Raw genomic sequence first — 12,004 nt, forward strand, 5'->3', positions numbered from 1 at the left:
TGGACCAGACCGCCCCTGGTCAAACGGGCCGAAGTAGGCGAGGATCCCCCCGTGCCCGACATCAGAGGCTTTAGCCTGTTCGCCCGAATCGGGCTGATCTGCTACGCGGTGGTGCACCTGATCGTCGCGTGGTTGGCGGCCCAGGTGGCGCTCGGCGACAACGAAAAGGCCGACAAGGCCGGCGCCCTGCAGCTGGTCGCTTCCGGCAGCGGAGCGTGGCTGCTGTGGCTGATCACCGCCGGGACGGCCCTGCTGGCCCTGTGGCAGCTCACCGAAGCGATCGCCGGCCACCGGCACGCCCCGCCGCGCCGGCGGTGGCTGCGGCGGGTGACCAGCGGCCTCGAAGTCGTCCTGTACGGCCTCGTCGCCTACAGCGCTGCAAAGACCGCGACCGGCGGTTCCGGCAAGGCGGGGTCGATCGTGGCCGCGGCGCTGGGCCAGCCGTGGGGAGCCGCGGCGGTGATCTCGGCCGGCGTCCTCGTCATCGTGGCCGCCGCTTTCCTCGCCTACCGGGGAATCGGGAAGAAGTTCACCCACGACCTCGATTTCGGCGGGGCATCCCGCCGGACCCGATTGTCGACAGAGCGACTCGGCCAGGTCGGCTGGTGCGCGATGGCGGTCGCGGACGGCACCGTGGGCGCCATGTTCATCCTGGCCGCCGTGCGTTACGACCCGGCAAAAGCCGGCGGCCTGGATGCGGCGCTCAGAACACTCGCCGCGCAGCCCTACGGGCAGATCCTGCTGCTGACGCTGGCCGGCGGCATCGCGGTCTTCGGGGTGTTCGCCCTGCTCGAGAGCCGGTTCCGCAAGATCTGACCGCGTGCCGCCGGACGTCCGAAGTGGACGGTGCCGGGGTTACGGCCGCTGCTCGTGGAACAGGTCCAGCAGGCTCTGCGGGACGTCGTCGCCGAACAAGCTCTCGATGAGGTCGGCTTCGTCGATCGGGTTCGCGCTGCGGGTGAACATGGCCTCCTCGTACTCGGCGAGGGCGGCCTCGACGTCGCCGGGATGCGCGGCGAGGGCCTGGCCGAGCTCCGCGCCGTCCAGCATGGCCAGGTTGGCGCCTTCGCCGTTCGGGGCCGTGAGGTGGGCCGCGTCGCCGACCAGGGTCGCTCCGGGCACGCGGTCCCACCGGAGGCCGACGGGCAGGGTGTAGTGCGGGCGCAGGACCGGCGCGGTGTCGCCGTCGGTGATCAGCGCGGTGAGCTCCGGCGCCCAGCCGTCGAACTCCGCCGCGATCCGGGCGGTGGCCGCGGCGGGATCGGTGAAGTCGATCGCGGCGAACCAGTCGAGCGGTTTGGTCAGGGCCACGTAGGTGTGCAGGGTGTCGCCGCTTTCCCGGTGCGCGTTGATCGCCGCGTCCGGGGTGGGCCCGTTCGCGGACAGCGACCCGCCGCCGACCGCCTTCGCCGTGGCGGGGTGGCGGGTGTCGGCGTTGAACAGGTAGGTCTCGACGAACGCCGTGCCGACGTACTCGGGGGTGGCGCCGGTGAGCAGCGGCCGGACCCGTGACCACGCGCCGTCCGCGCCGACCAGCAGGCTCGTGACGATGGTGGAGCCGTCGGCGAAGGTCACCTCGTGGCGGCCCTCGCCGAGCGCGCGGGTCCCGCCGACCTTGTGGCCCCAGCGGACGGTGCCGGCCGGGAGCGCGTCGATCAGCAGCTGCCGCAGCTCACCGCGCTGCACCTCCGGGCGCCTGCCCTGGCCGTCGTCCACCTTCTCGAACAGGAGCTTCCCGTCCTGGTCGAGGATCCGCATCGCCTCCCGGCCCTCGAGGACGAGGCCGCGGAACCCGGCCATCAGCCCGGCCGCCTCGACGGCGAGCTGCCCGTTGTAGTCGTGGATGTCGAGCATCCCGCCCTGCATCCGCGCCATCGGGGACGGCTCGGCCTCGTAAACCGCGGCCGGGATCCCGTGGACGTGCAGGACCCGGGCGAGCGTGAGGCCGCCGAGCCCGGCGCCGATGATCGTGACTGGGGTGTGCATGGAAGCTCCTTCGCCGGTCTGGAATTACATTCCAGAGACTGGCGCGGGTTCCTGGCACGAGGCGCACAGAGCGCTGGCACGGGCCTGGCACACCGTCCTGCGCGGTGTCAGCCCCGCGGTGCGATCAGCGTCTCCGCCAGCCGCTTCGCGACGTGGAACGGCTGCGCGTCCTGGGAAACCACCGACGAGACCGCCGCGCCCTCCAGCAGGAGCATCAGTTCGTCCGCCTGGTCCGAGCCCAGGCGCTCGAGCTGTGTCCGCAGGTAGCCGTGCAGGGCGGTCTTGTGGTGGCGGACCACTTCGCGGACCGGGTCCGCGGGATCGGGGAACTCCGAAGTCGCGTTGAGGAACGCGCAGCCGCGGTAGCCGTCACGGGAGAGCCACACCTCGTACGCGTCGAACACGGCCAGCACGCGCTCGCGCGGGTCGTCGTGCCCGGCCGTGATCGTGTCGATCTGCTCCTGCCACCGCCGGTCGCGCTCACGCAGGTACGCGACGACCAAGCGGCTTTTCGACCCGAAGTTGCCGTAGAGAGCCGCCTTCGTCACGCCCGCCTCGGCCGCCACCGTGTCGACGCCCACCGCGTGGATGCCGTCGCGGTAGAACAGCGTCGACGCCGCCTTGAGCACCTTGGCCCCTGCGTCGCCCGGACGGGTCCTGCCCACCGCGCCTCCACACCACTCGGTCTACACTTCTACCTGGGGTGATCGTACCATCGCTTGACACCAGACAGACCTGTCTGTTTGGTGGAGGCATGGTGACCATGAAGGAGGAGAAGGCGACCCGGTGGTGGCCCACCGCCGCACTCGGCGCGGGTGTCATCGCGCTCTGCTACGGGTTCGCGCGCTACGCCTACGGGCTGTTCGTCCCGCGTTTCAGCGACACGTTCGGGCTCACGACCGTGACCGTCGGTGTGCTCGGCGGCCTGTCCACCGCGGGTTACGGCCTGGGGCTGCTGGTGTCCCCGAAGACGTCGGCACGCTCTCCGCGCGGCACCGTGCTGCTGGCCGGAGCGGCCGCCACCACCGGACTCGCGCTCATGGCGCTGGCGCCGAACGTCGTGGTGTTCGGGGCCGGGATCGTCATCGCGGGTGGCAGCGCGGGGCTCGTGTCACCCGGCGTTGCGCAGCTCATCGGCGAGACCGTCGGGGTGCCCGCCCGGGCGCGGGCGCAGACCTGGGCCAACACCGGCACCGGGCTCGGGCTGGCCGCGTCGGCGTTCACTCCCCTGCTGGTCTTCGGCTGGCCCGCGGTCTGGGCGACGTTCGCGGTGCTCGGCGCGGCGATGACACTGCTCGCGTGGCGGACGCTGCCACGCACCGAACCCGCCGACGTGGCCACCGGTTCCGCTCGGGGCGTGGCGCCGCTGGTGGTCAACTCCGTCCTCATCGGCGTGACGAGCGCGCCCTACTGGACGTTCTCCAGCTCCCGGCTCACCGAAGCAGGCCTGAGCCCGGTCGCCGCGACCTGGTGCTGGTTCACCATCGGCGTCGCCGGCCTGCTCGGCGGGCTGGCCGGCCGCGCCGCCGAACGCATCGGACTGCGGGCCGCCAACCTCGTCACCTGGACGCTCGCGGCCGCCGGCATCGCCCTGCTGGCCCTCCCCCGCCCCGGCCTGCCGGGAGCACTGGTTTCCAGCGCGCTCTTCGGCATCACGTACATGGCTCTGACCGGGCTGTGCATCCTCTGGGCCGCCGAGGTGTTCCCAGCCCGGCCCGCCCGCGGTGTCACCTGGTCGTTCGTCGGCCTCGGTGTCGGCCAGACCGCGGCTTCCCCGCTGGCCGGCGCGGCCGCGGCCGCCATCGGGCTGCCCGCGGTCTTCGGGCTGACCGGCCTGGTCGCACTGGTCGCGTGGAGCCAGCTCCACCCGCGTCTCGCGCCGCGCGGGACCTAGGAACTCCCGCCGGTCAGGGCGAGCAGCTCGCCGAACACGCCGGTGGCGATGTCGGCGAGGGAACGCTCTTCGCCCTCGCGGATCCACTGCGTGAACGCGATGCCGAACACCGTGACGCCCAGTTCGGCCGCCAGCGTGGCCGCCGAATCGCTCACACCGCGGGCCCGCAGGGCGTCGGCGAGCGCCGCGGCGAGGCTGGCCAGCTTGTGCAGTTCACGTTCCTGCAGCGCGGGATTCCGGTTGATCACGGACTGCCGGGTGCGCGAGTGCGGGCGGCGCTCGTCCGGGAAGAACGCCGTCGCCGAGCGCAGCGCGGCGGCGACGACCTCGATCGGGGACGCGGCGGGCGGCGCGGCGGCCACCCCGTCGAGGAACGCCTGGACCAGCAGCTGCTGCCCGTGGAAGAGGACCTCGCGCTTGTCGCTGAAGTGCCGGAAGAAGGTGCGTTCGGTCAGGCCGACGGACTGCGCGATCTCCGCGGCGGTCGTCTCCTCGAACCCGCGGGCGGCGTACAGCTCGAGCGCCGCCCGCTGCAGCCGCTCCGGGGTCCCGGGTTCCCAACGCACCATGCCGCCCAGTCTAGTGATGACAGCGGCTGACTTCAGGGCGTATGGTCGATGTCAGTCACCGACATCAGTCACTGACATCACTTGAGGAGTGCACCCCCATGCGCGTTTTTGTCACCGGCGCCTCCGGCTGGATCGGCTCCGCGGTCGTCGACGACCTGCTGGCCACCGGCCACGAGGTCACCGGGCTGGCCAGGTCCGACAAGTCCGCCGCGGCCCTCGAAGCCAAAGGCGCCCAGGTCCGGCGCGGCGACCTCGACGACCTGGAAGGCATCCGCGCCGGCGCCGCGGCCGCCGAGGCCGTCATCCACCTGGCGAACAAACACGACTTCGTGAACCCGGCCGTCTCGAGCGCGGCCGAGCGCGCCGCCGTCCAGACCATCGGCGAGGCGCTCGAAGGATCCGGCCGCCCGCTGCTGCTGGCCTCCGGGATCGCCGGGATGACCAAGGGCAGGCCGGCCACCGAGGCCGACGCGTCCCCGTTCCACGGCCCTGACTCACCCCGCGGCGGTAGTGAAAACCTCGCACTCGAGTTCGCCGACCGCGGTGTGCACCCGGTCAGCCTGCGGTTCTCCCCGACCGTCCACGGCACGGGTGACCACGGGTTCATCGCCGTCCTCACCGCGATCGCCCGCGAGAAGGGCGTCGCCGGCTACCCCGGCGACGGCACCAACCGCTGGGCCGCCGTCCACGTGACCGACGCCGCCCGCCTCGTGACCCTGGGCCTCGAGAAGGCCCCCGCGGGCAGCCGCCTGCACGCGGTCGCCGAAGAAGGCGTGCCCACGCGCGAAATCGCGGAAGCCATCGGCCGCGCGTACAACTTGCCGGTCGCCTCCATCCCGGCCGAGGAAGTCCCGGACCACTACGGCTGGATCGGCGCGTTCTTCGCCATGGACCTCGCGGCGACGAGCATCCAGACCCGCGAACTGCTCGGCTGGACACCGGGCGGGCTGACGCTCATCGAGGACATCAACACGGGCGCGTACGGCTCGAGCACCGCCGGGTAGCCGTGGGCGGGGTTCAGCGGTCAGACTTCGAGTGCCCAGCGCACGTATCGCAGCTTCGGCGTGAACCCGGCTTTATCGAAGATCCCGAACCCGCCGACCGGGTTGGCCGAGTCCACGTTCAAGCTGGCACGGCCGTAGCCCTGTCCGGCGGCGGCGCGCAGCGCGTGCCCCATCAGCGCGCTTGCGACGCCCCGGTTCCGGTAGCCGCGGAGCGTTCCGATGAGCATGAAGTGCGCGTCGCGGACGCCCGTGGCCGCCGTGTCGGCTTCCCAGCTCATGGTCACCAGCATGCCCGCCGGGGCGCCGGTCGCCTCGTCGCGGAGCAGGAAGCTGACCTCAGGCCGGAACGTCTGGTTGGTGATCTTGTTCCGCCAGGAGTCCACCGGCATCGGCCCCGCGCCCCAGTAGTCCCGGTAGGACTCGTTCCGGACCAGCCGGAAGTCCTCGTCGTTCCGCGCCGACCACGGCTCGACCGCCAACCCGGCGGGGATCGGCACGGCGCCGATTGCGTCGCCGAGCGGGTGCTCCATGCGCTGGAAGTAGCGGACCGGCGCGAAGCCCCGGGACCGCACGAGCTCGGCCACACCGGCGATGTGCTCGGCCTTGTGCACGTCGACCACGAGCTTCCGAGCCGGGTGATGCCGGGCGTGCACCACCTTCGCCGCCGCCACCCCGGCTTCCACGAGCGTGGCGCCGACACCGCGGCCGCGGTAGCCGGGGTGGACCCCGCCGTCCAGGAAGACCCGGTGGACCTCGGCCACGACCGGCTTGTGGCGGATCTTCATGTACCCGACCAGCACGTCACCGTCGAAGGCGGCGAGGCTCGCCCGCTCCAGGTCCGCGTAGGGGTCGATCAGCTCCTGGAGCGTGTCTTCCTCGGTGTAGTTCTCGCCGATCTTGTCGACGGTCTCGATGGTGTTGAGGAGGTCGGCCGACGCCCGGGCGTCGCCGCTGGTGAGCGGCCGCCACGTCAAAGATCCTTCAGGCATGCGACGGACGGTAAACCCCGGGTGTGCGGGCTGTCGCTTCGTTTTCCGGTCACCGGCCCGGCGGCGGCGCGGCTTCGCGAAGACGGCCGACCTCGGCCCGGGCGTGCGCGACGCGGTCGGTTTCCTGGCCGCCGGCGCGGGCGACTTCGCGGGCGAGGTCGTTCGCGCTCTCGATCAGGTGCCGCGCCGTGCGCCGGCTGTGCAGGCGCTTGCGGTAGGCCTTGCGGTCCTTGTGGAGGCCGCTGACCGCGTCGAGCAGCGCGGGGTCGAGCACCCCCGCGGCCACCTCGGGCCCGAGCAGCTCCCGCATCCAGGTCCGCTCCTGCCGGGTCGCCCGCCGCACCACGGCGAACAGGGCCACGAGCTCGACGGCCGCGATCAGGAACGGCAGCACCGCGGCCAGGAGCCCGTGGCCACCGAGGCCGGCCATGTCGTCCCAGGCGAAGTGGAACACCATCGCCATCAGCATGGTCAGCACCCCCAGGACGACGTTGCGCTCGCCGCGGGTCCGGCCCAGCACCCACATCAGGCCGGCGCAGAAGATCGCGCTGAACAGTGCGTGCGACACGATCCCGGCCGCGCCCCGGATCACGAACACCTGCAGCGACGTGCCGATCTGGTTGGCGCCGAAGGTCTGGGCGGCGCCGTTGTAGACGTAGAGGACGTCTTCGAAGACCTGGAAACCCAGACCGATGAACGCGCCGATGAGGAAGCCGTCGTAGGCGCTGCGGACCAGCCGCGGCGCCAGGCCGATCAGCAGCACCAGGCCGAGTGCTTTGCCCCACTCCTCGGTGATCGGGGCGGTGAGCCCGGCGGCCCAGTCGGCGGCGAAGGCGGTGCCGCCGACCTTCGTCCAGATCTCCAGCAGCGCGGTGTTGGCCGGCAGCGCGATCCAGAACGGCGCGGCCAGGCCACCCCAGGCGAACGCCGTCGCCAGCAGCCCGGCCGGCTGCGCGGTGTACCGGTTGTGGTGGCGCAGCAGCAGCAACCACGGCACCAGGTAGAGCCCGAACAACAGCACCCCACCGGTCAGCGCCGGGGTGTAGAAGCCGCCGCCGGAGCCGAAGTACCGCACCATCGACAGCGCGCCGCCGCCGAGCCCGAGCAGGTAGACCCAGAACGTCAGGTTGTGGGGTTGCCGGAAGCGGAACGCCTGGCCCCAGCCCGACTCCTCGATCGCGGTCAGCTGCGCCGCCTTGCCGTTCACCGGCCCGCCCCCGGGGTGATGCTGCGCAGGATCGCCGTCACGTCGTCGCGGTACCGCTCGAACTGGTCCGGCGCGGTCCGGACCCGGACGAGCAGCGCGGGCGCCGCGTCCGCCGGCTGACCGGAGCCGGCCATCTTGAACCCGACGTCGAGCGCGTCACCGCCCGGCCCGGTCCCGGCCTGCACCACCCCGACCAGGCCGGCGGCCGTCGTCACCGTGCCGCGCGCCCCGTCGACACCCGGCGCGGCCCCCTCCGACCGCTCGACCTGGTCGAGGAAGGCGTCCGCGGAACCGTCGTACGGCGCACCCCGCAGCTCGATCGTGGCGCCGCCGGTGGCGAGCAGGACCTGCAGGGTCGCCGCGTTCGCCGCCGCGGCGCCGGTCAGCGTGCCGCTCTCGAGGTGCCAGCCCACCGGCGGGACCGCGGTCGCCCCGGCGCCGAGGTCGAGCACGTCCCCGGCCCGGATCTCGTTGCGCCACGGCAAAGCGGCGTTGAGCGCCGGCAGCCCGTAGATGAACAGCAGTGCCAGGACGAGCACGAACAAGGCCGGTTTGAACGTCCGCCGGTCGAGCCCGAGGAAGCGGTGCTCCACCGGCACCCACTCCCGCACCCCTGCCGCCACCGGCCGCTCCTCCCACGCGTCGAACACGTCGAAGGGAACTTTAAGCAGGCTTGCCCCGCACCCGCACCTTTTCGGCGAGCGGCGGACGGGCCGGAAAAGAACAAGACTGTTCTTCACCGACTTCGCCGGGCACGCTCGACGGCACTGATCGCCGACCCTGGGGAGACCGGCTGTGACCGGCGAAGACGTCAACCGCGAGCTCGAACTCGAGCAGAAGTACGTAGCGGGCTTGTACGCCCGCGTGGACGCCCTGCGCGAGACAGCGGCCGCGCGACTGGTGGCCGCGCAACGCGTCGACGGCGATCGGGATGCAGCGGCCGTCTGGCAGGCCGAGGCGGCCCGGCTCGATTCGGTGGAGCAGGGACTCTGCTTCGGACGGCTCGACACGGACGACGGCGAGCGCCGCTACATCGGCAGGCTCGGCCTGTTCCGGGCGGACGACGGCGAGCCGCTGCTGGTGGACTGGCGCGTCCCGGTGGCCCGGGCGTTCTACACCGCCACCGCGGCCGCTCCCCACGGAGTGCGGCGACGGCGGCACCTCACCACCCGGGGCCGGACGGTCGTCGCGCTGAACGACGAACTGCTGACCCCGGACGACGCCGGCGACGACGGTCTCGTCGGGGACGCGGCGCTGCTGGCGGCGCTGACCGCGGAGCGCACCGGGCGGATGCGGGACATCGTCACCACCCTGCAGGCCGAACAGGACCGGATCGTCCGGCACGGGTCCACCGGGGTGCTGGTGGTGCAAGGCGGTCCCGGCACGGGCAAGACGGCGGTCGCGCTGCACCGGGTCGCGTACCTGCTGTACACCCGTCCGCAGCTGCGCACCCGCGGTGTCCTGGTCGTCGGCCCCAGCCGGCTGTTCCTCGACTACATCGGCCAGGTCCTGCCCGGTCTCGGCGAGCACAGCGTGGTGACGGCCACCCTCGCCGATCTGCGGCCGGGCACCGGCGTCGGCCGGGCGGACGCCCCCGGGACCGCCGAGCTCAAGGGCAGCGCGGTCATGGCCGGGCGGCTGGCGGCCGCGGTGCGGTCGCGGGTCCGGACCCCGGACGACCCCATCAACGTCGAGTTCGAACAGCAGCCGCTGCGACTGGATCCGAGGGTCTGCGAACAGGCCGCGAGCAAGGCCAGGCAGGCCCGGCTCCCGCACAACCAGGCCGGGTTGGTCTTCCAACGGGAGATCGTCGATGTCCTTGCGCGCCAACTGATCGAAGGGATGGAAGCGGTCGTGTTCACCGAAACCGGCGACGCCATCGACGGTGGCAGCCCGGACGGCCGGCTCGGTGAAGCCGACCTGCGCGCGCTGGCCACCGCCGGTGTTGTGCTCGGCGAAGACGAGCACGACGGGCCGCGCAGCCTGCTGGACGAAACCGCTCGCGCCGCGCTGCGGGAGTCACTGCTGGCCGACGCGGCCGTCCGGGCAACGCTCGACGAGCTGTGGCCGCCGCTGACCCCGGAGCAGGTGGTGTCGGACCTCCTCGGCGAGCGGGACGACGGCTGGAGCGCCGCGGACGTCCCGTTGCTCGACGAAGCCGCCGACCTGCTCGGCGAGGGCACCGGTCCCGTGTTCGGGCACGTGGTCGTCGACGAGGCGCAGGAACTGTCCGAAATGGCCTGGCGGATGCTGATGCGCCGGTGCCCGACCCGGTCGATGACCCTCGTCGGGGATCTCGCCCAGACCGGGAACCCGGCCGGGAGCACTTCGTGGGACCGCGTGCTGCGGCCGCACGTCCGTGACCGCTGGGAGCTCGTCCAGCTCACCGTCAACTACCGCACGCCGGCCGAGATCATGGCCGCCACCGCCGCGCTGCTCGCCGCCCACCACCCCGGCACACCACCACCCCGGTCGGTCCGCTCGAGCGGGGAAACGCCTTGGCGCATCGGCACGACACGCGCCGGCTTGCCCGGGGTCGTCGCCGGCCTCGCCGCGGCACACACGGACGGGCAGCTCGCGATCATCGCCCCGGAGGCACAGCTCCGCCCGCTGCTCGCCGCGCTGTCCCGCACCAGCCGCCCGGACCTGAGCGAGCCGGTGGTGCTCCTCACCCCCGGCCAGAGCAAGGGCCTGGAGTTCGACTCGGTCGTCATCGCCGATCCCGCCGCGATCCTCGACGCCACACCCCTCGGCCACAACGACCTGTACGTCGCGATGACCCGAGCCACCCGGCGGCTCGGGATCGTGCACCCCGGCCCACCACCGGCCGAGCTGCTCGCCATGCGGGAACTCGAGCCCTGAGACGGCTCCCCGTCAGTTGCCGGCTTCGGCTCGGAGGGCGGCGGCCATCGGGCAGCTCATCCCGGCGGTGGCTCACCGTGGAGGTACCGGGCCAGCTCGGCCACCGTCTGGTGGTCGAACAGGGCCACCGCCGGGATGTCGCGGCCGGCGAGGGTGGCGATCCGGGCGCGGATCTCCAGCGTGGTCAGGGAGTCGAACCCCAGCTCGGGGAACGGGCGGTCGTCGGTGACGGCCTGGGGATCCGGGTGGCCGAGCACGGCCGCCACCTCGGTCCGCAGGAGCTCCCGGAGTTCACCCTCCGACGGTTGTGCGGGCCAGCTGCGGTCGGCGACCGGCGTGGGCACCACGCCACGGGCCGCCGGCGGGGTTTCCGCCGCCGTGGGGGCGAAGCGGACCGGGATCAGGACCGGCTCGGCGGATCCGAGCGCCGCGTCGAACAGGGCGAGGCCTTGCTCGGCCGTGAGCCCCGCGACTCCGGAGGCGTGGATCCGCTGCCGGGCGGTGGCGGAGATGCGGTCGCCGAGCCCGGTGCCGACGTCCCACAAACCCCAGGCCAGGGACAGGGCGGGCGAGCCGGTCGCCCGGCGGCGGACGGCCAGGGCGTCCAGGAACCGGTTGGCGGCCGCGTAGTTGGCCTGGCCCGCCTTGCCGAACGTGCCGGCGATCGAGGAGAACACCACGAACGCCGTCAGTGGCAGGTGCCGCGTCGCCTCGTCCAGGGCGACGGCGGCGTCCGCCTTCGGGCCCAGCACCGTGTCGAACCGACCGGGGGTCTGGGCGGTGAGGACACCGTCGTCGACGACGGCCGCGGAGTGCACCACGGCGGTCAGCGGCGGGTCGCACGCCTCGACGAGCCGCGCCACCGCCGTCCGGTCCGTGACGTCCGCGGCGACGATCCGGACGTCGGCGCCCAGCTCGGCCAGCTCCGCACGCAGCTCCGAAGCCCCCGGCGCGGCCGGGCCGCGGCGGCTCACCAGCACCAGGTGCCGGACGTCGTGGTTCCGGACGAGGTGCCGCGCCAGCAACGCACCGAGCGCGCCGGTGCCGCCGGTGACCAGCACCGTCCCGGCGGGATCGATCGGCCGTGTGTCGGACGGCGCGGCGCGCACGACCCGGAACACGTGCGGCACCCCGTCGCGGACGGCGACCTGCGGTTCACGGCCGTTGCCGGCGAAGTCCCGTGCGCGGTCCGCCGGGAAGCCGGGCTCCAGGTCGACCATGGTCAGCTGCCCCGGGTATTCGGCGGCCGCCGAGCAGCCGAGCCCCCAAACCGCCGCCGCGGCCGGGTCCGGGGCCGGGCCGGTCGCGTTCCTCGTGACCAGGGCCAGCCGGCCACCCTCGGGCAGCCGCTCCTGGAGGATCCGGAGGGTGGTGGCGGTTGCAGTCCGGACGTCGCCGGTGCCGGCTTCGAGGACCGTGACCGGCTCCGCAGCCGCCATGGGCGCCACCGCAGTCCACTGAGGACGGTAAAGCATCGTGTCCCGCGGGTTCAG

The 12,004-nt window shown here is 72.9% G+C and carries 11 protein-coding genes; 4 read left to right on the plus strand and 7 right to left on the minus strand.

Annotated elements, in window-relative coordinates; genetic code table 11:
* Positions 1 to 51 precede the first annotated feature (51 nt).
* Positions 52 to 816 (plus strand): DUF1206 domain-containing protein, encoded by a 765-nt coding sequence (locus ACIA5G_RS44690; RefSeq protein WP_395934899.1) that lies wholly within the window; start codon positions 52 to 54, stop codon positions 814 to 816.
* Between the two features lie 39 nt (positions 817 to 855).
* On the opposite strand, the gene ACIA5G_RS44695 is transcribed toward ACIA5G_RS44690, so the two are convergent.
* Together ACIA5G_RS44695 and ACIA5G_RS44700 are read right to left on the minus strand one after the other, a co-directional pair.
* Positions 856 to 1,986 carry an FAD-dependent oxidoreductase gene (locus ACIA5G_RS44695; RefSeq protein WP_395934901.1) on the minus strand — a complete coding sequence of 377 codons (1,131 nt, stop codon included), beginning with the start codon at positions 1,984 to 1,986 and terminating at the stop codon, positions 856 to 858.
* Positions 1,987 to 2,093: 107 nt separating this feature from the next.
* Positions 2,094 to 2,651: a TetR/AcrR family transcriptional regulator gene (locus ACIA5G_RS44700; RefSeq protein WP_395934903.1), complete on the minus strand. Its 558-nt coding sequence runs from the start codon at positions 2,649 to 2,651 to the stop codon at positions 2,094 to 2,096.
* Positions 2,652 to 2,740: 89 nt separating this feature from the next.
* On the opposite strand from ACIA5G_RS44700, the gene ACIA5G_RS44705 reads away from it, so the two are divergent.
* Positions 2,741 to 3,880, plus strand: a complete 1,140-nt coding sequence (locus tag ACIA5G_RS44705) for an MFS transporter (protein ID WP_395934905.1) — start codon at positions 2,741 to 2,743, stop codon at positions 3,878 to 3,880.
* Here ACIA5G_RS44705 and ACIA5G_RS44710 read toward each other — a convergent pair.
* Complete coding sequence (locus tag ACIA5G_RS44710) at positions 3,877 to 4,449, minus strand: TetR family transcriptional regulator (RefSeq protein WP_395934907.1); 573 nt, start codon at positions 4,447 to 4,449, stop codon at positions 3,877 to 3,879. The two genes, ACIA5G_RS44705 and ACIA5G_RS44710, sit on opposite strands and share 4 nt — an antisense overlap.
* Before the next feature lie 98 nt (positions 4,450 to 4,547).
* On the opposite strand from ACIA5G_RS44710, the gene ACIA5G_RS44715 reads away from it, so the two are divergent.
* Positions 4,548 to 5,453, plus strand: coding sequence for an SDR family oxidoreductase (locus ACIA5G_RS44715; protein ID WP_395934909.1), 906 nt, complete (start codon positions 4,548 to 4,550; stop codon positions 5,451 to 5,453).
* A 20-nt stretch (positions 5,454 to 5,473) separates the two neighbouring features.
* Here the strand turns inward: ACIA5G_RS44715 and ACIA5G_RS44720 are convergent, their stop codons facing one another.
* The 3 genes from ACIA5G_RS44720 to ACIA5G_RS44730 are packed head-to-tail and all read right to left on the minus strand — an operon-like array spanning position 5,474 to position 8,299.
* A complete protein-coding gene (locus ACIA5G_RS44720) occupies positions 5,474 to 6,442 on the minus strand; it encodes a GNAT family N-acetyltransferase (RefSeq protein WP_395934911.1) in 969 nt (322 codons plus the stop codon).
* A 49-nt stretch (positions 6,443 to 6,491) separates the two neighbouring features.
* The gene (locus tag ACIA5G_RS44725) at positions 6,492 to 7,649 is read right to left on the minus strand and encodes a PrsW family intramembrane metalloprotease (protein ID WP_395934913.1); all 1,158 of its coding nucleotides are present in this window, start codon (positions 7,647 to 7,649) and stop codon (positions 6,492 to 6,494) included.
* Positions 7,646 to 8,299, minus strand: a complete 654-nt coding sequence (locus tag ACIA5G_RS44730) for a hypothetical protein (RefSeq protein ID WP_395934915.1) — start codon at positions 8,297 to 8,299, stop codon at positions 7,646 to 7,648. The genes ACIA5G_RS44725 and ACIA5G_RS44730 overlap by 4 nt, the downstream gene beginning before the upstream one ends.
* A 145-nt stretch (positions 8,300 to 8,444) precedes the next feature.
* Here ACIA5G_RS44730 and ACIA5G_RS44735 point away from each other — a divergent pair, with 145 nt between their 5' ends.
* Positions 8,445 to 10,511 (plus strand): HelD family protein, encoded by a 2,067-nt coding sequence (locus ACIA5G_RS44735; protein ID WP_395934917.1) that lies wholly within the window; start codon positions 8,445 to 8,447, stop codon positions 10,509 to 10,511.
* Positions 10,512 to 10,567: 56 nt separating this feature from the next.
* On the opposite strand, the gene ACIA5G_RS44740 is transcribed toward ACIA5G_RS44735, so the two are convergent.
* Positions 10,568 to 11,986, minus strand: coding sequence for a type I polyketide synthase (locus ACIA5G_RS44740; protein WP_395934963.1), 1,419 nt, complete (start codon positions 11,984 to 11,986; stop codon positions 10,568 to 10,570).
* Positions 11,987 to 12,004 lie beyond the last annotated feature (18 nt).

It is taken from the genome of Amycolatopsis sp. NPDC051758, from assembly GCF_044453095.1.
In the GTDB taxonomy this organism is placed as follows: Bacteria; Actinomycetota; Actinomycetes; order Mycobacteriales; family Pseudonocardiaceae; genus Amycolatopsis.